At 72.0% G+C, this 25846-nt stretch carries 18 protein-coding genes; all 18 read right to left on the reverse strand.

Features of this window, described 5'->3' with window-relative positions; translation table 11 throughout:
• Nucleotides 1-48: 48 nt before the first annotated feature.
• Nucleotides 49-2484, reverse strand: a complete 2436-nt coding sequence (locus CcI49_RS13105) for a phosphoketolase family protein (RefSeq protein ID WP_054564967.1) — start codon at nucleotides 2482-2484, stop codon at nucleotides 49-51.
• A gap of 205 nt (nucleotides 2485-2689) precedes the next feature.
• Nucleotides 2690-3499 (reverse strand): FAD-dependent thymidylate synthase, encoded by an 810-nt coding sequence (thyX, locus tag CcI49_RS13110; RefSeq protein WP_235497670.1) that lies wholly within the window; start codon nucleotides 3497-3499, stop codon nucleotides 2690-2692.
• Between the two features lie 652 nt (nucleotides 3500-4151).
• Nucleotides 4152-5471, reverse strand: a complete 1320-nt coding sequence (hisS, locus tag CcI49_RS13120) for a histidine--tRNA ligase (protein ID WP_054564968.1) — start codon at nucleotides 5469-5471, stop codon at nucleotides 4152-4154.
• A gap of 152 nt (nucleotides 5472-5623) precedes the next feature.
• Nucleotides 5624-8368, reverse strand: a complete 2745-nt coding sequence (locus CcI49_RS13125) for a hypothetical protein (RefSeq protein WP_076826877.1) — start codon at nucleotides 8366-8368, stop codon at nucleotides 5624-5626.
• Nucleotides 8369-8408: 40 nt separating this feature from the next.
• Nucleotides 8409-10244, reverse strand: coding sequence for an Hsp70 family protein (locus CcI49_RS13130; protein WP_054564969.1), 1836 nt, complete (start codon nucleotides 10242-10244; stop codon nucleotides 8409-8411).
• Nucleotides 10245-10324: 80 nt separating this feature from the next.
• A complete protein-coding gene (gene dapB, locus CcI49_RS13135) occupies nucleotides 10325-11068 on the reverse strand; it encodes a 4-hydroxy-tetrahydrodipicolinate reductase (RefSeq protein WP_054564970.1) in 744 nt (247 codons plus the stop codon).
• 57 nt (nucleotides 11069-11125) lie between these two features.
• Nucleotides 11126-12529 carry a pitrilysin family protein gene (locus CcI49_RS13140; protein WP_076826762.1) on the reverse strand — a complete coding sequence of 468 codons (1404 nt, stop codon included), beginning with the start codon at nucleotides 12527-12529 and terminating at the stop codon, nucleotides 11126-11128.
• A gap of 44 nt (nucleotides 12530-12573) precedes the next feature.
• On the reverse strand, nucleotides 12574-14763 hold the full coding sequence (locus tag CcI49_RS13145) for a polyribonucleotide nucleotidyltransferase (protein ID WP_054564972.1): 2190 nt from the start codon (nucleotides 14761-14763) through the stop codon (nucleotides 12574-12576).
• A 255-nt stretch (nucleotides 14764-15018) separates the two neighbouring features.
• Complete coding sequence (gene rpsO, locus CcI49_RS13150; RefSeq protein WP_006543548.1) at nucleotides 15019-15288, reverse strand: 30S ribosomal protein S15; 270 nt, start codon at nucleotides 15286-15288, stop codon at nucleotides 15019-15021.
• Nucleotides 15289-15773: 485 nt separating this feature from the next.
• Nucleotides 15774-16703 (reverse strand): bifunctional riboflavin kinase/FAD synthetase, encoded by a 930-nt coding sequence (locus CcI49_RS13155; RefSeq protein ID WP_076826764.1) that lies wholly within the window; start codon nucleotides 16701-16703, stop codon nucleotides 15774-15776.
• Between the two features lie 118 nt (nucleotides 16704-16821).
• Nucleotides 16822-17757 carry a tRNA pseudouridine(55) synthase TruB gene (gene truB / locus CcI49_RS13160; RefSeq protein WP_054564974.1) on the reverse strand — a complete coding sequence of 312 codons (936 nt, stop codon included), beginning with the start codon at nucleotides 17755-17757 and terminating at the stop codon, nucleotides 16822-16824.
• Nucleotides 17754-18875 (reverse strand): bifunctional oligoribonuclease/PAP phosphatase NrnA, encoded by a 1122-nt coding sequence (locus tag CcI49_RS13165; RefSeq protein WP_054564975.1) that lies wholly within the window; start codon nucleotides 18873-18875, stop codon nucleotides 17754-17756. Before CcI49_RS13165 ends, truB begins: the two co-directional genes overlap by 4 nt.
• On the reverse strand, nucleotides 18872-19441 hold the full coding sequence (rbfA, locus tag CcI49_RS13170; RefSeq protein WP_054564976.1) for a 30S ribosome-binding factor RbfA: 570 nt from the start codon (nucleotides 19439-19441) through the stop codon (nucleotides 18872-18874). Before rbfA ends, CcI49_RS13165 begins: the two co-directional genes overlap by 4 nt.
• A gap of 178 nt (nucleotides 19442-19619) precedes the next feature.
• Nucleotides 19620-19949 carry a DUF503 domain-containing protein gene (locus CcI49_RS13175; protein ID WP_076826767.1) on the reverse strand — a complete coding sequence of 110 codons (330 nt, stop codon included), beginning with the start codon at nucleotides 19947-19949 and terminating at the stop codon, nucleotides 19620-19622.
• 83 nt (nucleotides 19950-20032) lie between these two features.
• Complete coding sequence (gene infB, locus CcI49_RS13180) at nucleotides 20033-23158, reverse strand: translation initiation factor IF-2 (RefSeq protein ID WP_076826769.1); 3126 nt, start codon at nucleotides 23156-23158, stop codon at nucleotides 20033-20035.
• Between the two features lie 232 nt (nucleotides 23159-23390).
• Nucleotides 23391-23744, reverse strand: coding sequence for a YlxR family protein (locus CcI49_RS13185; RefSeq protein WP_083749484.1), 354 nt, complete (start codon nucleotides 23742-23744; stop codon nucleotides 23391-23393).
• Nucleotides 23745-23751: 7 nt separating this feature from the next.
• Nucleotides 23752-24840, reverse strand: a complete 1089-nt coding sequence (nusA, locus tag CcI49_RS13190) for a transcription termination factor NusA (protein WP_076826771.1) — start codon at nucleotides 24838-24840, stop codon at nucleotides 23752-23754.
• Nucleotides 24837-25823 carry a ribosome maturation factor RimP gene (gene rimP, locus CcI49_RS13195; RefSeq protein ID WP_076826774.1) on the reverse strand — a complete coding sequence of 329 codons (987 nt, stop codon included), beginning with the start codon at nucleotides 25821-25823 and terminating at the stop codon, nucleotides 24837-24839. The genes nusA and rimP overlap by 4 nt, the downstream gene beginning before the upstream one ends.
• Between the last annotated feature and the right edge of the window lie 23 nt (nucleotides 25824-25846).

Genomic DNA, 25846 nt, shown 5'->3' on the forward strand with positions numbered 1-25846 from the left:
GACCCCGTCCTCGGTCGCTCTCGGCTCTCGGTCGCTCCCGGCCTGACCTCAGTAGGGCCAGGTCCAGTCGCGGATGCTGGGATCGTCCTCGCCGTGGTCCCGGGTGTAGGCCCGGGCGGCCAGCCGGGCGTCGATCATCCGCTGCCGCACGTGCGCGGCGCGCGCGCCCAGGCTGGGCACCCGGTCGATCACGTCGACCACCAGGTGGAAGCGGTCCAGGTTGTTCATCATCACCATGTCGAAGGGCGTGGTTGTCGTGCCCTCCTCGATGTAGCCCCGCACGTGCAGGTTGTTGTGGTTGCGGCGGCGATAGGTGAGCCGGTGGATCAGCCACGGATAGCCGTGGTACGCGAAGATGACCGGCCGGTCCGCGGTGAACAGCGCGTCGAAGCGGGCGTCGGAGATGCCGTGCGGGTGCTCCGCCTCGTCCTGCAGGCTCATCAGGTCGACGACGTTGACGACGCGAACCTTCAGCTCGGGGAAGTGCTGGCGCAGGATGTCGACCGCGGCGAGCGTCTCCAGGGTCGGGATGTCCCCGGCGCACGCCATGACGACGTCGGGGGTGCCGTCGCCGTCCTCGGTGTGGTCGTTGCTCGCCCAGTCCCAGATGCCCAGGCCGCGGGTGCAGTGCGCGATCGCGTCCCGCATCGGCAGGTAGGTCAGCGCCGACTGCTTGCCGGCCACGATCACGTTGATGTAATGCCGGCTGCGCAGGCAGTGGTCKGCCACCGAGAGCAGGGTGTTCGCGTCCGGCGGCAGGTAGACCCGGATGATCTCGGCCTTCTTGTTCACCACGTGGTCGATGAAGCCCGGGTCCTGGTGCGAGAAGCCGTTGTGGTCCTGCCGCCACACGTGGCTGGTGAGCAGGTAGTTCAGCGACGCGATCGGCCGCCGCCATGGAATGTGCCGGGACGTCTTCAGCCACTTCGCGTGCTGGTTCACCATCGAGTCGACGATGTGGATGAACGCCTCGTAGCAGGAGAAGAAGCCGTGCCGGCCGGTGAGCAGGTACCCCTCCAGCCAGCCCTGGCACAGGTGCTCGGAGAGCACCTCCATCACCCGGCCGTCCGGCGCGAGATCCTCGTCCGTCTCCACGACCTCGGCGTTCCAGGCCCGCCCGGTGGTCTCGAACAGCGCGCCCAGCCGGTTCGAGGCGGTCTCGTCCGGGCCCATGACCCGGAAGGTGTTCGGGTTGGCGCGCATGACGTCCCGCAGGAAGCCACCGAGCACCCGGGTCGCCCCCGTCCAGGCCCGGCCGGGCTTGGGCACGTCGACCGCGTAGTCGCGGAAGTCCGGCAGGGTCAGGTCACGCAGCAGCTCGCCGCCGTTGGCGTGCGGGTTGGCGCTCATCCGGCGCGTTCCCACCGGGGCCAGCGCCGCGAGCTCGGGCTTCAGCCGCCCGTCGGGCTCGAACAGCTCCCAGGGCCGGTAGCTGCGCAGCCAGGTCTCGAGCTGGGCGAGGTGGGCCGGGTCGCGCTTCGGCTCGCTGATCGGTACCTGGTGCGACCGCCAGTTGCCCTCGACCGGCAGCCCGTCCACCGTGGTCGGGCCGGTCCAGCCCTTCGGGGTGCGCAGGATGATCATCGGCCAGGCGGGCCGGGACGGATCGCCAAGCCGGCGGGCCCGGTCCTGGATGTCGTGGATCCGCGAGATCGCGAGGTCGAGACAGTGCGCGAACCGCTGGTGGACCTCGGCGGGGTCGTCGCCGGCCACGTGCAGCGGCTCGTAGCCGTAGCCCCGCATCAGCGACTCGAGCTCAGCCTCCGGGATACGGGCGAGGATGGCCGGCTGCGCGATCTTGTAACCGTTGAGGTGCAGGATCGGCAGCACGACGCCGTCCCGCACCGGGTCGAGGAACTTGTTCGAGTGCCAGCTCGCGGCCAGTGGCCCGGTTTCCGCCTCACCGTCACCGACGACGGCGGCGACCAGCAGGTGCGGGTTGTCGAAGGCTGCTCCGAAGGCGTGCGTGAGGGCGTAGCCCAGCTCACCGCCCTCGTGAATCGAGCCGGGCACCTCCGGTGCCACATGGCTCGGAATGCCTCCGGGGAAGGAGAACTGGCGGAACAGCCGCCGCATGCCCTCCCGGTCCTGGGCCACTGACGGGTAGATCTCGCTGTAGGTGCCCTCGAGATAGGTGTTCGCCACGATGCCCGGACCGCCGTGACCAGGGCCGATCACATAGATCGCGTCAAGGTCGTTGCGCCGGATGACCCGGTTGAGGTGGGCGTAGATCAGGTTGAGGCCGGGTGTGGTCCCCCAGTGGCCGAGCAGGCGCGACTTGATGTGCTCGGCCCGCAGGGGCTCGGACAGCAGCGGATTGTCCAGCAGGTAGATCTGCCCGACCGAGAGGTAGTTCGCGGCCCGCCAGTAGGCGTCGACCAGGCGCAGCTCCTCGGTGGACAGCGGGCGTGCCGCCGCCACGGCTGGCCCTGCCGACCCCGCCGCCCTGGCTGAACCCGCGTCGATCTCGGCAACGTCGATCATGCTGGCCCTCCCCTGCCCGTCCCGCCCTGGCGCCGTTGCCCGCGCGTCTGCCCCACCGCTCGACCCCATCATCGTTCCCCTCGACCAGGCCCGAACGCTGATCCCTTGTGAGCATGGGAGTGGTCAGGTCAGCCCGCGGCTGGCGGGGCCGAACGTCGGGAGTCCCGGCGCCGAAGGGCCCTTGCCGGGCCGGCGGGGCGCAGGATCAGCCTTCGCCCGCCAACGGGCTGGACGCCACCTCGGTGCCGTCGTCGAGGGTTCGCACCTGGAAGTCGGCGAAGACGTTCGGCGCCACCTCCTGCAACGCCCGCAGGATGGCGACCGCCAATCCGCGGATCTCGACATCGGCATGCTCGCTGGCCCGCATCGCGATGAAATGCCGCCACGCGCGGTAGTTGCCGGTGACGACGATCCTGGTCTCGGTCGCGTTCATCAGCACCGACCGGGCCGCCTGCCGTGCCTGCTTACGCCGCGACGTCGGCGCCGACACGTCGGCGAACCGCTTCTCCAGGCCCTCCAGCAGCCGCGCGTACGCCTCCATCGAGGCGGCGGCGGCCTCGGTGAACAGATCGTGCAGCTCCGGATCGTCGGCGATCACCTCGGGCTCGACCAGTGCCGCGTCATGCTCGGGGACGTATCGCTGGGAGAGCTGGCTGTAGGAGAAGTGCCGATGCCGCACCAGCTCGTGCGTGAGGCTGCGTGACACCCCGGTGATGTACAGGGACACCGACCCGTGCTCGAGGACCGACAGGTGGCCGACGTCGAGGATGTGCCGCAGGTAGCCCGCATTCGTCGCGGTCGCCGGGTTCGGCTTGCTCCAGCTCTGGTAGCAGGCTCGACCCGCGAACTCCGCGAGTGCCTGGCCACCGTCGGCGTCGGTGCTCCACGGCACGTCGCTCGGCGGCAGGAACTCGGTACGGGCGATGACCTGCACCCGCAGGCGAGCCACCGCCGGTACCTGGGCCCCCTCCGGGGACCCGCCCGGCCCGGCGGACCCGACGGTTTCGTCCGGCATGAAACCCTCCCCCACAGCGATCTCCACGAGACTGACCTCCACAAGGAATCCGCACCCACACGCTCGGCGACCCGCCCGGCCCTCGATCTGGACTCGGGTCAGACGGCGCGCCACGCGCCCCCCGGCCACGGGTCAGGCCGCGGATGCGAGCCTCCCGACCTCGCCGGCAGCGGATGCGCACCACGGTATCCGCTCGCTTCGCGGCGATCCGGCCGGGCATCGGACGAGACCCCGGGGGACCACCGCATCAACAGCGGCATCGTCTTCCCGGCCCGACCCCGCTCCGGGACCGTTCGCGTGGGCGTCATCGGCATGCACCAGACCGGTTACGTTCGAACCGCCCAACCGCCCCGTGTCGCCACCCACTTACCCGTCCGGTGACCCGTCCGGAACACGGCGGTGGCCACGACGGCCCACCGTGGTACACCGGATGTGGGCTCTTCGCCACAGCCGGTGAGGGGTCCGGTGCTCACCCGGAAGTGTGGCCTCGGCCGGGGGTCTCCGCCCCCGTCAGCTCCCGGCCGAGGCCCGCACCGACGGCGGGCACCATGTCCACCACGCGGCCGCGACCACCGGTCGGCCCGTCTCCCGCGCCGCCGACCGGCGCCGCGGCCGCGTGGCGCGAACGGGCGTCGCACCGGCGCCGCACGGATCAGGCGTCGGGGGCCCACTGCGCGGGGTCGGCGGCGCGCTGGTCGCCGGTCGCCATGTTCTTGACCTCGTGCTCGCGGTCATCCGCGAACGGCGGGAACCAGACGTTCGGGATCCCCTTGCGGGAGGCGTAGCGGACCTGCTTGGCGATCTTGTCGGCCTGGTGGTACGTCTCAACCCGCAGGCCGCGCTCGCGCAGCGTCCGGGCGGTGGCAAGCGCCACCTGACGCCGTTCGTCGCTCGGGATCACCATCAGGACCTGGGCCGGGCTCGCCGGCCCGCCACCGACCAGACCGTCCGCGACGAGCTTGGCGAAGATCCGGGTCAGCCCGATCGAGATCCCGACTCCGGGCAGATTGCGCCGGATGAACGTCCCGGCGAGGTCGTCGTACCGACCGCCTGAGCAGATGCTGCCGTAGCCGGGCGCGTCCACGAACTTCGCCTCGTAGACGGTGCCCGTGTAGTAGTCCAGGCCGCGCGCGATCGACAGGTCGGCCACCACGCTTCCCGCCGGCAGGTCGGCCAGGTCGTCGAGCACCCGCCCCAGCTCGTCGAGCCCTTCGGTGAGCAGGTCTGACTTGACCCCGAGCCGGCCGACCTCATCGACGACCGAGGCGTCGGAGCCCCGGACCCCGGCCAGGTCGAGGCAGGCCTTCGCCTGGTCCGCGCTGAGGCCCACCGGGCCGGTCAGCAGCGCCTCCACCCCCGCGCGACCGATCTTGTCGATCTTGTCGGCGGCCCGGATCACAGCCAGCGGATCACCGATGCCGAGGCCCTCGTAGAACCCCTGCAGCACCTTGCGGTTGTTGATGTTCAGCGTCCAGGCTGGGACGCCGAGCGTCGTGAGGATCTCGTGCACGATCCGGGGCAGCTCGGCGTCGAAGTGCAGCGGCACGTGATCGACGTTGATGACGTCGATGTCGCACTGGGTGAACTCGCGGTACCGGCCCTCCTGCGGCCGCTCCCCACGCCAGACCCGCTGGATCTGGTAACGCTTGAACGGGAAGACCAGGTCGTTGAAGTGCGCGGCGACGTAACGGGCGAACGGGACCGTCAGGTCGAAGTGCAGACCGAGACGCGCGCTGTCGTCATCGTCGGTGGCCTGCAGGCGCCGCAGGGTGTAGACCTCCTGCGACGTCTCGCCCTTCGCCATCAGCGCCTCGAGCGCCTCGACCGACGGGGTCTCGACCGAGCAGAACCCGTACCGCTCGAACGAGGCCCGAATGGTGTCCAGCCAGCGCAGCTCGACCATCCGCACGTCGGGAAGCCACTCGGGAAACCCGCTGACCAGCGTGGGACGAACCACGGGCGCATCGGCCATCGCCGATCAACTCCTCTTTCTCGACACTGCTGGCACGCGATCTCTTCGCGCGCTCATCGGACCCTGGAAGCGCGGCGATCACCGATGTCGAGAAAAGAAGAACACGATCCCAACCTTACAGCGGCACCGGTCGGTACCAGCCGGTGCGGGCGTCAGCCAGCCCCGCTCCCGCTCCCGCTGCCGCTGCCGGCCCCGACGACGCCGCCAGCCGGGGCTGTCCGCACCGCGACGGCGGAACCCGGCCCGACGACGGTCAGGCCGCCGCTCGCATCGATCAGGACACGGCCGGCCGCAGCGCCCGCGACCACCAGCTCACCGCGCTCCCGCACGCAGGCGAACAGGGCGACATGCAGTGGACGGACGTCCGGCGGCAGGAAGCCGCCATCGATGTCATACCGGGTGTTGGTGATCTTGCGCGTGGTGGCGCCCAGTTCCTGCGCGCCGGCGGGCGGGAGGTCCGCACGGGCGGTGACCATCATCTCGGTGCACCCGGCCGGCCAGGTCCAGCACAACCGGCCGCCCTCCATTCGCAGGTCGGAGGCCGGGCCGATCTCGTCGGCCGCTGTGCGCGGTCCCGGCGGTGGCACCTCGAACACGGCGGCGCCGGCCTTTCCGCCGTCGGGCGGTGCGCCATCAACCGACCCCTGCGCGGAACCGCCGGTCTCGCTCCGGAGCTGCTCTGCCGCGCCCGGCCCTGCAGCGCCCGGCCCTGCAGCGCCCGCGTCGGCCGTGCCCGCGTCGGCCGGAGCGGCGGTGCCGGCCGCGTCGGCGGTGCCGGCGGTGCCGGCCGCGTCGGCGGTGCCGGCGGTGCCGGCGGGGTCGGCGGGGTCGGGCCATCTCGCGGGCTTCGACCACACTCCGCCGATGCCGGCGATCACCTCGTATTCAGGGATCGACGAACCGCGGAACACCCCGCCGTCCTCGATGACAGTGGCTGGCGTGACGCCCACCGCCCGAGCCTTCCCGTCCGCCGTGATCCGGCGGATGCGATAACTGACATCACCAGGAGTTACTGTCCGCCGCCAGCTGATGACCACGGAGGACCCGTCCCACCTAGCGGCCACGCCGGTCGGCGGTTCGACCGACGCCGGCTCGGCAGCTGGCGTTTCGGCGGGCCGTGGTTGTGCCGACAGCGGTTGCACCGGCAGCGGTTCCGCCGATGGCTGTTCGGTGGACGGCTGTTCGGTGGACGGCTGTCGGGTGGATGGCTGTCGGGTGGATGGCGCCGGGCCGGTGGATGTCTCTGCTCGCGAGCCCGCGGTCGACGACCCGGTTCCACCGCTCTGGGCGCCCGGGCCGGCGGCGCCGGCCGCGGGTTCGGCCAGCAGGGCGAGTGCCTCTTCGTGGTCCGCTACCAGGGCCACCGCCGCCCGGACCAGCCGGACCCGGTCCGGGCCGACCGACGTCCGCGCCCGGCGGACGAGCTCGTCCGCCTGGGCACACTGGTCGAGCGCCAGCGCCCGCACCTCCTCGAGCAGCCGCCCACCGGGGCCTGGCACGTCGGCGGCGAGGCGGGCAAGGGCCTCGACGAGGCCCAGCGCCGCGCGGTGACGGTTCGCGGTGAGCTCGGCGATGATGGCCTGCCAGCGCTCACCGGCGTCCCGGATCACCCGCTCGACCTCGTCGTCGAGCGCCCTGATCGGTGGCAGCGTCTCGCCTGCGAGCTCCCGGGCCCGGGCGATCTCACCGCTGGCCGCGATCGGCCGCCCCGCCCGCAGCTCGGCGCGGGCACGCGACAGCAGGGCCTGCCAGTCGCTGGCCCGGGCCGGCACCGGTCGGGAGGCTGGCCGGTCGCGCGTGGGCGCGTCACTGCCGGTGGTCTCGGCCGCTCCCGCGGAGCCACCCGTGGCCGGCCCACCGCCCGTCCACCCACCTTGCGCGGCACCGCTTCCCGGACGCGACGGGCTCGTCAGGCGCCCGGTCTCCGGTGGCTCCACGCCGTGCTCGCGGGCGAGATCCGCGACGACCGCGCGGGCCCGGCCCTGGTCGAGGCCCTCGGCGACGGCCTGGGCGACGAACTCGGCCGCGGCCGTGGCGAGCAGGCGGTCCTCGATCAGCACGGCGGTGGCCACCCGCGGCCGCAGCACCGCCTTGACCGGCTCGACCAGGGCGTCGAGATAGGCCTCGGGGTCGCCGTCGACGAGCAGCGCCCGCGCCGCCGTGAGCAGGTCGTCCAGCAGTGCGCGGCGCCGGTCCGGCCGACGCTCGCGGTTGCGCGCCGCGGCGGCGTCGCGGACGGCGCGGATCTCCTCCCGGCTGCTTTCCGGCGTGACCCCGAGCAGGTCGAAGAGGCTTCGTGGCGGGGTGGTTCCGACGATCCGGCCAAGCTCGTCAAGATCGGCGCGCACCTGGCGTATCACCTCGGCCGACACCGGCCGGCGGGCCGACGTGGCCGTGGCTCGTTCCGCCGTGCCGGCGGGGAGCCGCCGATGCCGGCGAATGCGCAGCTCGAACGCCGCGTCGTCGATGCCATGCGTGGCTGCCAGCGCACGCAGCCCGGCGATCTTGTCCTCGGGCAGGCCGCCGAAGCGGCTCACCAGCCGGCGAACGGCGGCGTCGAGCTCGGCGAAGCGCTCGCCGTCCCGGGCAGTGCGGGCGGCGGTGACCCGCCCGGCGAGCTCCGTGCGGGCGGCCGTCGTGCGCAGCGCCGCGGACAGTTCACCGTGCAGGCCCAGCAGCGCGATGATCACACCGCGGTAGCGGGGATGGTCCCGGCTGCGCTGCCAGAACGCCCAGACCTCGTCGATGCGTGCCCGGACCTCGGCGTCGCCGAGCCGGGCGGCCTCCTCGATCGGGATGTCGTAGATCTCGAACGGGTCGCTCTGCTCGGCACCGCCGCGGGCGTGGACCGCGGCGAGCACCCGGCTCCGGTAGTCGTTCGAGTCGAAGGGCAGCACCGCGGACTCCCTGTTGAAGACGTGACGCTCTGACGGCGGCTTACGGCCAGCCCGGCGACCCGCCGAGCCCGCCGAGCCCGCCGGAGTCCCCATCCTGCGGCTTCTTGCGCAGCGGGTCCGGACCGCCGGTGGCGGGCCGGTCCAGGCCCCGCTCCCGGCGGGCACGCGCGACCTGCTCACGCTCGCGGGCGACGTCCGCCTGGCTGAGCGCGGCCGAGGTCTCGATGCGGACGGTCAACGGCTGGTCGGCGAGCCCTTCGTGCCGGGCGGTCACCTCCAGGATGCCGTCGAAGCCCATGCGGAACATGATTTCAATCTGGGTTCCGGCAGGATAGCCCGGCGGAATCCCGATGATCTCCGCATTTGTGATGATCTTGTTGTCCTCGATCCGGGTGGATTCCACTCCGCCGGCCTGCTCGACGACATGCACCATCACCGCGTCCTGATCATCGCGGACGGTGCCGAACAGCCGGCGAACGGCAACCGGCAGCCGGTCGTTGCGGTGCACGAGGAAGACCGCGCGCTGGTCACCGAACCGGTCCAGCGCCAGCACCCCGAAGCCCCGCGACACCACGTTGACGACCTGGACCTCGACCGTCCGCCGGACCCGGTCGGCGGGCAGGCCGAGCGCGTCGGCCAGCCGGCGGCAGGCGGCGTCCAGATCGGCTGGCGCCGCGGTGTCCACCGAGGCCCCGTCGACCAGCTGGCCGCGGGTCACCAGATCGGCGGCGACCAGGCGCTCCATCGCCTTCTTCTGGCCGTAGATGGCGGCACCGCGGGCGACGGCCAGGTCGGGATCGGTGAGCTCCACCGGCACGGACAGCTCCGCGGCCAGGCGACGGGCGACGCCCGGCATCCGCGACGCCCCGCCGACGAGCAGGACCCGGTCCACACCACGGACCCCCCGCTCACGGGCGGCGTCGATCGCCGACCGGGTCAGCGCGAGGGTGCGGTCGAGCAGGCCGGCGGTCAGGCTCTCCATCTCGTCCCGGGTGAGGGTGACGTCCAGCGACCTGCCGCCGTGGCTGACCGTGACCACGGTCGACTCGGCCTCCGTCAGCTCCCGGCGGGCACGCTCGGCGGCGAGTGACAGCTCCTGGGCCGCCTCGCCGTTGTCCAGCGGGTCGTCGGCCTCGGGGTGGGCCGCCAGGAAACGGTCGGAGAGGAAGAGGACGATCTTCTCGTCCCAGTCCGCCCCGCCGAGCTGATGATCACCGTCGGTGGCGACGACGGAGACCCTGCGGTCGGCGAGCTCGACGATGGTCACGTCGAAGGTCCCGCCGCCGAGGTCGTAGACGAGGGCCACCTCCTCGGCGAGCGCCCCCGGCCCGGCGAGTGTCCGCCGGCCCGCGACCTCGAAACGGGCGAACCCGTACGACAGCGCGGCGGCCGTCGGCTCGTTGATGACATCCACGACGTTCAGGCCGGCGTACTCCCCAGCCAGCACCGTCGCCCTGCGCTCCTCGTCACCGAAGTAGGCGGGGACGGTGATGACCACGTCACGGACCGGCTCGCCGACGGTCAGGCCGGCATCCGAGACCAGTGCCTTGAGGATCAGTCCGCTCACCGCGGGCGCCGACCACGCGGCCCCGTGCGTCACGAAACGCCAGTCACGGTCGCCCATCCGGCGCTTGACGAGCGAACAGACGTCATCGGGGCGGGCCCGGGCGAGCCGCCGGGCGGTCTCCCCGGTGATGTAGTCGTTCTGACCGACGAAGAGGACCACGCTGGGCAGCGTGGACGACCCGTCCATCAGCGGCACGACCTCGGGATCGCCGGAGCTCGCGACGGTCGCCAGGCAGCTGAAGGTCGTCCCCAGGTCAATACCGAAAACGGTTCCGGCGTTCGCCGCCCGGCCACCTGTATGTCGCGCCACACCCGAAACTTATCCATCCGTACCGGGTCGGGCAGAGAGCGGACTGGGTGACGGCTTCGCGACACCCACGCCCGTACCGGTCAGCCGAGGTCCAGCAGGGCCTCCAGGCCCACCGTGAGACCCAGGTGATCGGCGACGTGGCGCACCGCGAGCAGCACACCCGGCATGAACGAGGCCCGGTCCAACGAGTCGTGCCGGATGGTCAGGGTCTCCCCGGAACCACCGAGCAGGACCTCCTGATGCGCGACGAGCCCGCCGAGCCGGACCGCGTGGACCGGGACGCCGGCGACCCGGGTACCACGGGCCCCGTCGAGGGCCGAGGTCGTCGCGTCCGGACCCGCCGGGTCCTGCCCGGCCGCGCGCCGGGCGGCCGAGACGAGCTCGGCGGTGCGGCGCGCCGTCCCGCTGGGCGCGTCGGCCTTGCCGGGATGATGCAGCTCGACGATCTCCACGGACTCGAAGTAGGGCGCCGCCCGGGCCGCGAAGAGCATCATCAGAACGGCGGCGATACCGAAGTTCGGGGCCACGAAAACCCCGACCGACGGATCGGGGCCCAGCCAGCCGCGCACGGTGGCGAGGCGGTCGTCGTCGAAGCCGGTCGTGCCGACCACCGAGTGGACGCCGTTCTCCACCGCCCACCGCAGGTTGTCCATCACCGCGTCGGGGTGGGTGAAGTCGACCAGCACGTCGGCCTTCGCGAGCCCGGAACGGTCGTCACCGGCGTCGATCTCGGCGACCAGCTCCAGATCGGGAGCCTCGCGAACAGCCCGGCACACCTCGGCACCCATCCGGCCCCGGGATCCGAGCACACCGACAGCGATCACTTCATGCCCCTCATGTGTCCTGCAGGCACCAGGTGTCCTGCACGCGCCACGCCGTGGTCAGCGGGCGACGGCGGCGCTGAAATCGTGGTCGTCGAACGGGCCGATGACGCCCAGCGCCCACGGCTGGTCCACCAGCTCGCCCGCGAGCGCCCGCACATCGTCCAGGGTGACAGCCTCGACCCGGGCGAGCACCTCGTCCACCGACAGCAGCTCGCCGTGCACCAGCTCGCTCTTGCCCAGCCGGCTCATCCGCGACCCGGTGTCCTCCAGGTTGAGCACGAGGCCCCCGCGGTTCTGGCCCCGGGCGCGGTCGAGCTCCTCCTGGGTGATGCCGTGCTCGGCGATCTGGTGCACCTGCTCGCGGCAGATCTCCAGCACGTTGTCGGCCCGGCCCGGTGTGCAGCCCGCGTAGACCCCGAACAGGCCCGCGTCGGCGAACTGGTTGTCGAACGAGTAGACCGAGTACGCCAGGCCCCGCTTCTCCCGGACCTCCTGGAACAGCCGCGAGCTCATGCCGCCCCCGAGCGCCGTCGACAGCACCCCGAGCGCGTAGCGCCGCGGATCGTGCCGGGACAGACCGACCGTGCCGAGCACGACATGCGCCTGCTCGGTGGGCCGCCGGTCCACGACGATGCCCGGCGGCGGCGGGAAGGGATACTGGCCGCGGCGGACGTCCTGCGGCCGCGCGGACCCGCCGAGGTGGTCGGAGAACGCCCGGACCACCCGGTCCAGGGCCTGGTCGTGCTCGAGGTTCCCGGCGATCGAGATCACGAGCGACGGCGGGGCGTAGCGCTCCCGGTAGTAGTCGAAGATCGTCTCCCGGCCGAGGGCCCCGATCGTGTCGACCGTGCCCAGCACCGGCCGGCCCAGCACCGAGGACCCGAGGACCGCGTCGGCGAAGACGTCGTGGACGACGTCGCCGGGATCGTCCTCGTGCATGGCGATCTCCTCGAGGATCACGCCACGCTCGGCCTCGACGTCGTCCGCGGTCACCAGCGAGTTGGCGACCATGTCACAGACGACGTCGACGGCGAGGTCCAGGTCCGAGTCGAGGACCCGGGCGTAGTAGCAGGTGTACTCCTTCGCCGTGAACGCGTTCAGGTCGCCGCCGACCGCCTCGATGGCGGCGCTGATCGACAGTGCGTCCCGGCTCGGGGTGCCCTTGAAGAGCAGGTGCTCCAGGTAGTGCGAGCAGCCGCCGGTCAGCGGGGTCTCGTCGCGGGAGCCGACCCCCACCCAGACGCCGATGGCCACGGACCGGACACCGGGCACCTTCTCGGTGATGACCCGCAGGCCGCCGGGCAGCACCGTGCGGCGCACGGTGCCGGCCAGCAGCTCCTCGGGCCCGGATCCGGCGGCGAGCAGTTCGGCGACACGGACCGGCGACGGGGCGGAGGTGACCTCCGACCCGCGCGGAGCCGGCGTGCGCTCGTCGGACGTGGACAGATCCGTCTCCGTCACAACACTCCTGTCAGGAGGAGGACCCCCGCGGACACAGGGGTGACTCAGGATTCGGCGGCAACCGCGTCAACGGCCTCCGCGCCAGGCGCCAGGCTGATCTTGCCCCGGGCATCGATCTCCGTGATCTCCACCTGCAGCTTCTGGCCGACCGACAGCACGTCCTCGACCTTCTCCACCCGCTTGCCGCCCGCGAGCTGCTTGAGCTTGCTGACGTGCAGCAGGCCGTCCTTGCCCGGCGTCAGCGAGACGAAGGCACCGAAGTTGGTGATCTTCACGATGGTACCGAGGTAACGCTCGCCGACCTCGGGCATCTGCGGGTTGGCGATCGCGTTGATCGCCGAACGGGCGGTCTCGGCGGACGTCCCGTCGGCGGCGCCGATGTAGATCGTGCCGTCGTCCTCGACCGTGATCTCGGCGCCGGAGTCCGCCTGGATCTGGTTGATCATCTTGCCCTTGGGCCCGATGACCTCACCGATCTTGTCGACCGGGATCTTCACCGAGATGACCCGCGGCGCGTGCGTGGACATCTCGTCCGGCGCGCCGATGGCCTCGGCCATCACCTCCAGGATCGTCAGGCGGGCCGCCCGCGCCTGCTGCAGCGCACCGGCCAGCACCGAGGCGGGGATGCCGTCGAGCTTGGTGTCGAGCTGCAGCGCCGTCACGAAGTCACGGGTGCCGGCGACCTTGAAGTCCATGTCACCGAAGGCGTCCTCGGCTCCGAGGATGTCGGTCAGGGTGACGAACGTGTCGCCCTCCTGGATCAGCCCCATCGCGATGCCGGCCACCGGCGCCTTGAGCGGCACACCGGCGTTCAGCAGCGACAGCGTGCTGGCACACACCGAGCCCATGCTGGTCGAGCCGTTGGAGCCCAGCGCCTCGGAGACCTGGCGGATCGCGTAGGGGAACTCCTCGCGGTCCGGCAGCACCGGCAGCAGGGCCCGCTCGGCGAGCGCGCCGTGGCCGATCTCGCGCCGCTTCGGCGAGCCCACCCGGCCCGTCTCACCGGTGGAGTACGGCGGGAAGTTGTAGTTGTGCATGTACCGCTTGGTGCGCTCCGGGTTGAGCGTGTCGACGGTCTGCTCCATCCGGAGCATCGCCAGCGTGGTGACGCCGAGGATCTGCGTCTCGCCCCGCTCGAACAGGGCCGAGCCGTGCACCCGCGGAATGTAGTCGACCTCGGCCGACAGCTCTCGGATCTCGGTGGTGGAACGGCCGTCGATGCGCACGCCGTCCGCGACGATCCGGGAACGGACCAGCTTCTTGGTCAGCGCCCGGTAGGCCGGGCCAATCTCCTTGTCGCGCCCCTCGAACTGGCCGGAGACCTTCTCCACGGCCAGCACGCGGACCCGCTCCAGCTCCGCCTCACGCTCGGCCTTGCCGGCGATGCGCAGCGCCGCCGCCAGCTCCTCGCCGACCGCCGCCGTCAGCGACTCCAGCACGTCGGAGTGGTAGTCGACGAACAGGGGGAAGTCGCGCTGCGGCTTGGCCGTGCCGGCCGCCAGCTCGCTCTGGGCCCGGCACAGCTCGCGGATCGCCGGCTTCGCGGCCTCCAGACCGGCCGCGACGACCTCCTCGGTCGGCGCAGGCGAACCGCCCGCGAGCAGGCCCACCGTTCCCGGCGTGGCCTCCGCCTCGACCATCATGATCGCGACGTCGGAGCCGTCCTCCAGCACCCGGCCGGCCACGACCATGTCGAACGTCGCGCGCTCGAGCTCGGCGTGGGTCGGGAAGGCGATCCACTCACCGTCGACGAAACCGACCCGGGTCGCCCCGATCGGGCCGCTGAACGGCAGCCCCGCCAGCATCGTGGACGCGCTCGCCGCGTTGATCGCGACGACGTCGTAGAGGGTCTCCGGGTCCAGCGCCAGCACCGTCGCGACGACCTGGATCTCGTTACGCAGCCCCTTGGCGAACGAGGGCCGCAGCGGCCGGTCGATGAGCCGGCAGGTGAGGATCGCGTCCTCGCTGGGGCGGCCCTCCCGGCGGAAGAAGGAACCGGGGATGCGCCCCGCCGCGTACATCCGCTCCTCGACGTCAACCGTGAGCGGGAAGAAGTCCAGCTGCTCCTTCGGCGACCGACTCACCGTCGTCGCCGAGAGGACCATGGTGTCGCCCAGGTAGGCGACCACCGAACCGGCCGCCTGCCGGGCCAGCCGGCCGGTCTCGAACCGCACCGTGCGGGGCCCGGCCGGCGTCGTGATGACCGCCTCGGCCGCCTGTGTCGAGTCGTCCACTCGATACTCCATCCTCTTCGTGGGCCGTGCCCGCGCCATCGAGGATGCCGGTGCTCAGTCGAAGTCTCCCGGGCCCGGCACCGCTACCGCTGGCACCGCTCGGGCGGCCACGACCGAGGACCGGCGACTCATGCCGCGCGGACCCGGTCAGGTCCTGCGGCCGCCGGGCGGCCCGATCGCCGCCGGCGGCCCGACGCCCCGGTATCTACCCCGGATGCGCCGGAGGGAGCGCCACCGGGCGCTCCCTCTTGTTTGCTATCGACGCAGACCGAGTCGCTCGATCAGTGCGCGATAGCGGTTGATGTCCGTCTTCGCCAGGTAGTTCAGCAGGCGGCGCCGGCGCCCGACGAGCAGCAGCAGCCCGCGTCGACTGTGGTGGTCGTGCTTGTGGACCTTCAGGTGCTCGGTCAGGTCACTGATGCGACGGGTCAGCATCGCCACCTGGACCTCGGGCGAACCCGTGTCCCGTTCGACCGTGGCGTAGTCCGACATGATCTTCTGCTTGACGTCGCTTGAGAGCGGCACGCTCCACCTCGTTCCTCGTCTGGGACGGCGCGCGCCCGGGGTCTTCTGCACCCGAGCCTCCTGCCGGTGTAGGCCTGGCGAACCGTCGCCCCACGCCCACCGACCCCCGGGGCCATCGGCACCACACCGAACCCGCCCCTACGATCGCCGGACCTCGACGACAGCTGAGCGCCATCAGCCACGCTGCGCACCACCACCTGCACCCGGCCCCACCCTCGGTGTCTCCACCGCAGTGTCTCCACCGCAGGGCTCCCCCGCAGTGGACCGGGCACCACCAGGTGCACCACGCAAAACAAGCTGTGAACCATCAGCAACCGCCGCGAGCCAACCATTCGGCACGCCGTCACCGGACACACCGCTCCCGCTTGAAGGGCAAGCCTATCAACCCCTGGCGGGCCGCCCGGACACCGACCGAGCGCTTTCCGTCGTCGACGCGGACCCGCGGCCTCCTCGATCGGGGACCGTGCGACGGAAAAGCCTCACTGTCAGACGGGCAGGGTGGYCGACCGGGTCGCGTCCACATCTCGCCCCATCTGCTCGACAAGCTCGTCGACGGAGTCGAACCGCAGAGTGGGACGCAACCTGCGGGTGAACTCGTAGGTCATGTACTCGCCATAAAGGTCGCCGTCGAAGTCCAGCAGGAACGCCTCGACCCGGCGGTCCCGCCCCTCGAACGTCGGGTTCGTCCCGATCGAGATCGCGGCGGCCCGGCGCTGGTCGGACCAGCTCGCGAAACCAGCGTAGACGCCGTCGTCAGGAATCGCGGACCACGGCGCGCACTGCAGGTTCGCCGTCGGGTAGCCGATCGTCCTGCCGCGCGCGTCACCGTGCACGACGACGCCCTCCACCCGGTGCGGCCGCCCCAGCGCCGCCGCGGCGCCCTCGACGTCCCCAGCGGCCACCCGCCGCCGGATCTCGGTCGAGGAGAGCACCTTCTCGTCCGCGCGGACGAGCCCGATGCCCTCCACCTCGAAGCCCTCCGCCTGCCCGTCGCGAGCCAGGCTCTCCACATTGCCGAGCGCCCGGTGGCCGTACGTGAAGTTCTCCCCCACCACCACGGCGGTCGCGCGCAGCCGCCCCACCAGAACCTGGCGGACGAACTCCTCCGCCGGGATCCGGCTGAACTCCAGCGTGAACGGGGCGACGCACAGCGCGTCGACGCCGATCGCGGCCAGCAGCTCCGCCTTGTACCGCAGCGTGGTCAGCTGGGCGGGATGGGTGCCGGGACGGAGAACCTCCGCCGGGTGCGGGTCGAAGGTCAGCACCGTCGACCGTTGCCCGCGCTGGCGCGCGAGCTCGACCGCCCTGCCCACGATCCGGCGGTGCCCCAGGTGAACACCGTCGAAGAAGCCAATGGTGACGACTCCCCCCGGCCAGTCCTGGGGGGTGTTCTCCACTCCGCGCCAACGTCGCACCTGCCGAAGCCTAGGGCATCGCGAGTCGATCTTCGATCGCCGTTCGGGGCAACGGGGTGACCACGGCGGCGGCCATCGGGGACCGTGCCGACGGGCCGTTGCGCGCCGAGTCGAACGCCTACGCCGGCGCGAACACGACGACGGGCCGGGCTGTTTCGTCTCGATCCTCGAACAACGCCAGGACCGCACCGTCCGGCCCGAAGACGCCATACGGGCCGGAACGACCTAGCGCAGGCAACCATCGACCGTGAGCGACATCACGCGCCTGATCGAGATCGACATCGCGGCGTGGGAACGCCGCCGCGACCGCCGCTCCCAGTGGGACGACCGCCGCGGGACCCCGCTCGGCCAGTTCGTCGAGGCCGACCGCGGCCGCCAGGCCGAACGGCCCGACCTCGCTGCGGCGCAGCGCCGTGAGGTGGCCGCCGCAGCCGAGCGCGGCGCCCAGATCACGCGCGAGAGCACGAATGTAGGTGCCGCTCGAACAGGCCACGACGACGTCCAGGTCGGTCCCACGACGGGCCAGCAGCTCGAAACGGCTCACGGTGACCCGCCGAGCCGCCAGCACCACGTCCTCGCCGGCCCTGACCCGCGCGTAGGCCCGTACACCGTTGACCTTCACCGCGCTGACGCTGGACGGAACCTGGTCGATCACACCGGTCAGCGCCGCCATCCCGGCCGCAAGCTCGCCCGCGCCGACCTCGACCGGCCGGTCGGCGACCGGCTCGCCCTCGGCGTCGTCCGTCGTGGTGGTCCGCCCGAGCCTGATCGTGGCCTCGTAGACCTTCGCCGTCAGGGCCAGATGGCCGAGCAGCCTGGTACCGCGCCCGACGCCCAGCACGAGCACACCGGTCGCCATCGGATCAAGAGTCCCGGCGTGGCCGATACGCCGGGTCCGCAGCAGGCGCCGACAGCGGGCGACGACGTCGTGCGACGTCCAGCCGGCCGGCTTGTCGACGACGACGAGCCCGTCCGGAGTCGCCGGAGTGGCCGGCGCGGGCGGCGTTGGCGGCGCGGGCGGCGTTGGTGGTGCGGGCGGTGGCGTGTCGCTCACCGGCTCAGCCGCGGGGCGTGGACGAGCTCCTCGCGGAACCGGTCCATCGTGGCCGCCAACGACTCCGAGGACGAGACCCCGGCGGCGAAGCGATGCCCGCCGCCGCCGAGCGTGGTGCACAACGCACCGACGTCCACCGCGCCCTTGGAGCGCACCGACAGCTTCCAGATCCCGCCGTCCTGCTTGCACACGAGCGCGACCTCGGCCTCCGACACCGTACGCACGGTATCGATCACGGCCTCGATCTCGTCGTAACCGATCCCGGCCAGGCGCAGATCGGACTCGGTGCACCAGGTCCAGATGAGATCGAGCTCCGGCTCGAGCCGCGCCCGTTCCAGGGTCTGGCCCAACAGTTTGAGATAGCCGAACCGGTGGGTGTCCCACAGCGTGCGGCAGATCTGGTCGTGGCGGATCCCGGTGGCAAGCAGCCGGGCAGCCAGCTCGTGGACCGCGGGCGTCGTCGCCGCGAAGCGGAACGAGCCGGTGTCCGTGACGAGGCCCGTGTAGACCGCCGCGGCGATGTCCCGGTCGAGCTCCGCCCCGAGCGCGTCGATGATCCGGGTGACCAGGACGCTGGTCGACGCCGCCTCCGGATCGACGAAGTTGACCTCTCCGAAGAGGGTGTTCGAGGCGTGATGGTCCACGACGAGGGACCGTGCGCCGGCGAGCCGTCGCGACAGCCGGCCCAGCCGCTCCTCGCTGCCGACGTCCAGGGTCACCACCAGTGCCGCGGCGGTGCCGAGGCTGTCGAGGTCGCCCGGCGCGACGAGCAGATCCTGACCGGGAAGGAAACGCAGCGTACGAGGGACGACGAACGGCTCCGCGTCGAACGAGACCCGCGGTCGTGCGCCCAGGCGGCGCAACGCCAGGCCCAGCGCGATGGCCGACCCGAGGCTGTCACCGTCCGGGTTGACATGCGCCAGCAACAGCACCGGCGCACCCGTGTCCGCGGCCGAGCGCAATGCCCGGACCGCCGCGCCGAAGGCCTCGCCGGCGCCGACCGCGCCAGCACCGGCACCGGCAGCAGCGGTCGCACCGACAGTGGCAGCGGCACCAGTGCGGTCCGTGTCCCCGGTACCAGCGCCCATCGGGCCCGTTCCCGCGGACATGACGGTCATGACGCCGACTCCCGGCGCACGGCCTCGCGGTCCTCCCCGGCGACCTCGTCGAAGCCGACGACGGCGTTCCCGGCATCGTCCTCGTCCAGCCCGTCCGCGAAGGTGTCGGCATCAGCGCCGGCGTCGGCGAGGTCGAGATCGTCGATCTCACGGGGCCGGCGGTAGGGGTCCGGCTCACCCGCGGGCTGGGCGTCCTGCCGGGCCAGGGCCAGCTCCGCGTCGCGCCGGCGCGCCACGGAGAGCAGGTCCTCCAGATGCCGCGCGTCGTCCGGCAGCCGGTCGTGCACGAACGTCAACGTCGGGGTGACCTTGACGCCGGTCGCCCGACCGACCTGGCTGCGCAGCATGCCCTTGGCCGACTCCAGCGCCGCGGCCGAGGCCTGCCGGGCCTCGTCGTCGCCGTAGACCGTATAGAAGATCGTCGCGTCCACCAGGTCCGGCGTCACCCGGGCGTCCGTGATGGTCACCATCCCGAGACGGGGGTCCTTGACACCGCGCTCCAGCGTGGACGCGACCACCTCACGGATGCGTACCGCCAATCGACGCGCACGAGCCGGATCAGCCACCGTCCACCTCCCTCACTCACCCGGTCGACCTGGGCGGCGGACACCACGGTGCCCGGCCTGACCACGGTCGACACCCACCATTTCCTACCTACCCCGGGTCACTGCCTACTCGGCTGCTCCGGGCAGGCGGACCGCGGCGGAGATGCGCCAGCAGCCTGGATGACCGCCCGGAGGCGTCCTAGGACAGGGCTGTCTCCGAGCAGGTCATGCCGTCGGCATCCTGATCGGACAGGTAGCGCACCCGCGCCGAGAGAATTTCCAGCTCAGGGCGCCCGGCCACCAGGTCCTCGCAGGCGCTGAGCACGTCCGCGCAGTGCGCCCGGTCCGCGGCCACGACGGCGACCCCGATCTCGACTCGACGGTGCAGATCGTGGCTCCCGGTCTCCGCGACGCTGACGACGAACCGCCGGCGAAGCTCCGCGACGACCGGCCGAACCACCGACCGCTTCTCCTTCAGGGAATGCACGTTCCCGAGAAGGATGTCCAGTGTCAGACTCCCGATCCACATGATCTTTCCGCGACCTGTCGGGCGACGTCCCGGTGCCGGTCGAACCCGCGTATACGGGTTCGACCGGCACCGGCTTCGTCGGATCAGGTGCGGGGAACCTCCCGCTGCTCGAAGGTCTCGATCACGTCATCGATCTTGATGTCGTTGAACGACCCGAGACCGATACCGCACTCGTAGCCCTCGCGAACCTCGGTCGCGTCGTCCTTGAAGCGCTTGAGCGACTCGACGGTGAGGTTGTCCGCGACCACGACACCGTCCCGGATGAGCCGGGCCTTGGTGTTGCGGCGGATGATGCCGGAACGGACGAGCGAACCGGCGACGTTGCCCACCCGAGGAACGCGGAAGACCTCGCGCACCTCGGCGGTGCCGAGCTGAACTTCCTCGTACACCGGCTTGAGCATGCCCTTGAGGGCGTTCTCGATGTCCTCGATGGCCTGGTAGATCACCGAGTAGTAGCGGACCTCGACACCCTCGCGGTCGGCCAGCTCCGTCGCCTTGCCCTGCGGCCGGACGTTGAAGCCGATGATGACCGCTTCCGAGGCCGACGCCAGCATGACGTTGGTCTCGGTGATCGCACCGACACCGCGGTCGATGATCCGCAGGCCGACCTCGTCGCCGACATCGATCTTGAGCAGAGCGTCCTCGAGGGCTTCGACCGAACCCGACACATCGCCCTTGAGGATGAGGTTGAGCTGGGTCTTCTCGCCCTCCTTCATCCGCTCGAGGATCGACTCCAGCGTCGGGCGGCCACGGCTCAGCGCCAGCTCGGCGTTGCGCTCGCGGGCCTGCCTGCGCTCCGCGATCTGCCGGGCGACCCGGTCCTCGGGCACGACGAGGAAGTTGTCACCGGCGTCGGGAACGCTGGTGAAACCGAGCACCTGCACGGGCCGGGCCGGGCCGGCCTCCGCCACCTGGGCGCCGTTCTCGTCGAGCATCGCCCGGACGCGGCCGAAGGCCTCGCCGGCGACGACCGAGTCGCCGACCCGCAGGGTTCCGCGCTGGACCAGCACGGTCGCCACCGGGCCGCGCCCACGGTCGAGGCGACCTTCGATCGCCACACCCTGAGCCTCGGTACCGGTCGGCGCGCGCAGGTCGAGGGAGGCGTCAGCGGTCAGGACGACCGCCTCGAGCAGCTCGTCGATACCGGTCCGGTTACGGGCGGACACGTCGACGAACATCGTGTCGCCGCCGTACTCCTCCGCCACCAGGCCGTACTCGGTGAGCTGGCCGCGGACCTTCGCCGGGTCCGCGCCCTCCTTGTCGACCTTGTTCACCGCGACCACGACCGGCACGCCGGCCGCCTGGGCGTGGTTCAACGCCTCGATCGTCTGCGGCTTCACACCGTCATCCGCCGCCACCACGAGGACCACGATGTCGGTCACCTGCGCACCACGGGCACGCATCGCGGTGAAGGTCTCGTGACCCGGAGTGTCGATGAAGGTGATCGGACGCTCGTTGCCGTCGACGGTCGCCCGCACCTGGTAGGCACCGATGTGCTGGGTGATGCCGCCGGCCTCGCCGCCGACGACGTCCGTCGAGCGGACCGCGTCGAGCAGCTTGGTCTTTCCGTGGTCGACGTGACCCATGACCGTGACCACGGGGGGCCGGGCCGAGAGCTCGATGTCGTCGCCGTACTCGCCGCCGAAGGAGAGGTCGAAGCTCTCCAGGAGCTCCTTGTCCTCGTCCTCGGGGCTGACGATCTGCACGTCGTAGCCCAGCGTCACACCAAGCAGCTGCAGCGTCTCGTCCGTGCAGGACTGGGTCGCCGTGACCATCTCACCCAGCTGGGTGAAGACCACCTGGACCAGCGCACCGGGGTTCGCGTCGATCTTGTCCGCGAAGTCGGCGAGTGACGCACCGCGAGGAAGCCGGATCGCCTGGCCGTTGCCGCGCGGGACCATCGCCCCCATGCGCGGCGCCTCAAGCCCGCTCTCCCATTCCTGCCGCTTCGCGCGCTTGGACTTGCGCTGCCGGCCGGGACGCCCGCGACCGCCGGGACCGAAGGCACCGGCCGTCGTTCCGCCGCGGCCACGACCACCGGCAGCCGGACGCCCGCCGCCACCGGGACCGCCGCCGCCACCGGGACGACCGGGAGCACCGCCGCCACCGCCGCCGCCACCGGGACGACCGGGGGCGCCKCTACGGAAGCCGCCACCGCCGCCACCGGGACGCGGGCCACCGCCACCGCCACCGGGACGGCCGGGAGCACCGCCGCCACCGGGACGGCCGGGAGCACCGCCCGCCGGACGCGGCTGGAACATGTTCGAGTTCGGGCGCGGGCCGCCGGAGCCACCGGGACGCGGCGGCATCTGGTTCGGCGACGGACGCGGACCACCGGGACCACCGCCGGAGCCACCGGGACGCGGCGGCATCTGGTTCGGCGACGGACGCGGACCACCGGGACCACCCGGGCCGCCGGGGCGCGGGCCACCCGGGCGCGGGCCACCCGGGCGCGGAGCACCGGGACGCGGCGGCGCCGAGGGCGAACCGCCCTGGCCGGAGCCGGCACGCGGGCCTGCCGACGGAGTGGTGTACGGGTTGTTACCCGCACCCGCGGGCCGGGGACCGGGCCGCGGGCCAGGGCGAGGACCGCCACCCGCGCCGGGACCGCCGGGCCTCGGGCGAGGCTGAGCCGGGCCGGGCCGGGGACCGCCGGCCGTCGGGCCAGCCGGGCCCGGACGCGGCGCCGAAGCGCCGGGCGGGGTGGCTGGCGCGGACGGCGCGGCAGGCGCGGACGGCGCCGCAGGCGGGGCTGCTGACGCCGCGATGGGGCGGGGATGCTGGGGAAGCGGCGCGGACGGCGGGGCGACCGGCGGCTGCGCCACCGGGGGCTGCGCCGCGGGCGGCGTGGCCGCCGGCGCCGACGGCCTCGCGATGCCGGGCATCGGGCCAGGACGACCCGGAGCGCCCGGAGCACCCGGAGCGGGGCGACCGGCAGGGCCGGGCCGCGGGCCGGGACGACCGGGCATCGGACCCGGACGGGGCGGCGGGGTCGGCCGAGCGCCGTTACCAGGCCGCGGGCCGGGGCGTGCGGGCGAGGCGGAGCCTTCCGCGGGGAAGGCTTCCTTGAGCTTGCGGACTACGGGTGCCTCGACGGTGGACGAGGCGGACTTAACGAACTCGCCGAGATCCTTCAGTTTGGCGAGCACGGTCTTGCTGTCGACGCCGAGCTCTTTCGCGAGCTCATGTACGCGGGCCTTTCCTGCCACGGTGCTCCTTCGTTCGGCCCGCGGTCCATGCCCGCGTGACCTCGTTACCTGCTGGTCGTGATCATGGCTGCGTTCTCACTGCGCGGTCATCGCTGTCTCGACCTGCTTCCCTGTCGACGTCGATCTGGCGTCGCCTTCCGGCGCGAGCCACCCGAACCGAAACCTCCGGAACGGGTACCGCTCCGCTGTCACACCGGACTCCATGCTGGCGCGTGTAGCCCGTACCACTGTTCTACATGCCTGTGTTGCGCGTGCGCAGTTCCAGGTACGCCCTGACCTGGTTCAGCCCGAGCGGCCCGGGAACCCGCAGCGCCCGCGGGAACGCCTTGCGGCGCTCCGCGAGATCGACGCAGCCCGGATCGGGGTGCACATGCGCACCCCGACCATGCATCCGGTGGCGAACATCCGGGAGGAGCTCCCCACCTACCACGACGATASGCAACAGGTCCGACCGCGCCACCCGGGCCCGACAACCGACACAGGTACGAACCGGCCCTACCGGGATCGCGGTTCCGGAGATCGTGCTACCGGAGATCGCGGTTCGGGCTGGGGACACATGAGGAGTCGGCTCCGCACGGCGCGCCATGATAAGTCTATCCCGTTGCGCCCCGAGAGTGGCCCCCCGCCGTGGAGGACCTCCGCGGCCCTGTCCCGGATCCGTTGTGCCGGGGCGTGGCGTCCCCGGTTGGCTGGTCCGCACGGTCCGGGTTCCCCTCGGTGTCGGAGTGGATGTCGATCCGCCAACCGGTGAGCCGCGCCGCGAGCCGGGCGTTCTGCCCTTCCCGGCCGATGGCGAGCGACAGCTGGTAGTCAGGCACGACAACCCGGGCGGAACGATTCGCCAGGTCGGTGACCTCGACCTTCGAGACCCTCGCCGGTGAGAGCGCGCTGCCGACGAACGCCGCGGGATCCGCCGACCAGTCGACAATGTCGATCTTCTCGCCGTGCAGCTCCGCCATGACGGCGCGCACCCGGCTCCCCATCGGCCCGATGCACGCGCCCTTCGGGTTCACCCCCGGCGCCTTCGAACGCACCGCGATCTTGGTGCGGTGGCCGGCCTCGCGCGCGATCGCCGCGAGCTCGACCGTGCCGTCGGCGACCTCGGGAACCTCGAGCCGGAACAGCCCCTTCACCAGCTCCGGGTGGGTCCGCGAGAGGGTGACCGTCGGGCCGTGGGCTCCTCGCGACACATGCACGACGTAGCACTTGATCCGGTCGCCGTGCTCCAGCCGCTCACCGGGCACCTGCTCGGCCGGTGGCAGCACGCCCTCGACCGTGCCGAGGTCGACCAGCACCACCCGGGAGCCCGCACGCTGCTCGTGGTGCTGCACCACCCCGGAGACGACCTCATGCTCCCGGTCGGCGTACTGGCCGTAGGTCACCTCCTGCTGCGCCTCCCGGAGACGCTGCATGATGACCTGCTTCGCGGTCATCGTCGCGATCCGACCGAAGTCCGCGGGCGTGTCGTCCCACTCGCGCGAGGTGCCGTCCGGAGCGCTCTCGCGGGCGAAGACGGCCACCTCACCGCTGGTCCGGTCGATCACCACCCGAGCATCGTCAGCGGAGCCGGTGGTGTGCTTGTAGGCGGTCAACAACGCGGTTTCGATCGCTTCGACGAGCGTGTCGAAGGCGATCTCCTTCTCGCGCTCGATTCCCCGCAGCGCAGCGACGTCGAGCTTCACCGGTTCATCTCCTTGCTGTTCCGGCCGCCGCGGCCCGCTTCCGCGCCCACGGCATCATGATCTTCCGCTGTCCCGTCGGTGTCCGCTGTCCCGTCGGTGGGATCCGCACCGTCCGCGCCGAGGTGCTCGACAGCCTCGTCGGCGGCATCGGAGTCGTCGAGGTCCTCAACGTCCTCGAAGTCGTCAAGGTCCTCGACGTCATCAAGGTCATCGACATCGTCGACGTCCTCGATCTCGGGCTCCAGGTCCGCGGCATGCGATCCGGTCGCGGCCTCGCCCTCGTTCTCACCCGAACCGCCAGGTTCGGAGCCGGCGGGCGCGCCGAACTCGACCTGCACCGTCGCCCGGGTGACAGTGCTGTAGACGACGCGCTCCAGCCGGGTGCGCGCCGGGCGGCCACGGCGAGCGACGCCGGTCGGTATCGCCAGATCAGCACCATCGTCACCGGCGGAGAGCACCCTGCCTTCGACCTCACTGCCGTCAGCGCGGCGGACGAGCACCAGCCGGCCGACCGCACGACGCCAGTGCCGCGGCTCCACCAGCGGGCGATCGACCCCGGGCGAGGTCACCTCAAGGACGTAGGGCCCGCCGAGCGGACCGGCGCCGGACCCCGACGGCGGGCGGGCACCCGCCGCATCGCCCGGCTCGGCCGCGGAGCCCTGCTCGTCCTCATCGAGAGCCGCCGAGACGATCCTGCTCGCATCCGCGACCGCATCAAGATCGATACCTTCGTCGCGGTCGACGACGACTCGGACGACACTGCGCGAACCCGCCCGCGCGACGGTCACATCCTCGAGATCGAAACCCGCCGCGGCCAGCCTTGGCTCGAGCCGACCGCGCAGCTGGGCGCGGATGGCGTCCGCCGCCGCCCGGCTCTCGCCTGCGGCCGGCGACCCGCCGGCGGTCTGTGCCCTGCCGGTACCCCGGGACGACGCCGTCGGCCGACGGACCTCCGCCCGGCCGGAGTTTCCCGCCCTAGCCACCTAGCCTGTCCCTTCCCCCACCG

It is taken from the genome of Frankia sp. CcI49 (genome assembly GCF_001983215.1).
Lineage (GTDB): Bacteria > Actinomycetota > Actinomycetes > Frankiales > Frankiaceae > Parafrankia > Parafrankia irregularis.

What these genes read in the sequence shown, in the direction of transcription:
- CcI49_RS13175 (WP_076826767.1), bottom strand. Translation starts at nt 19,949, where the DNA reads ATGTGGATCGGGAGTCTGACACTGGACATCCTTCTCGGGAACGTGCAT.
- CcI49_RS13165 (WP_054564975.1), bottom strand. Translation starts at nt 18,875, where the DNA reads ATGACCGTCATGTCCGCGGGAACGGGCCCGATGGGCGCTGGTACCGGG.
- thyX (WP_235497670.1), bottom strand. Translation starts at nt 3,499, where the DNA reads ATGCCGGACGAAACCGTCGGGTCCGCCGGGCCGGGCGGGTCCCCGGAG.
- hisS (WP_054564968.1), bottom strand. Translation starts at nt 5,471, where the DNA reads ATGGCCGATGCGCCCGTGGTTCGTCCCACGCTGGTCAGCGGGTTTCCC.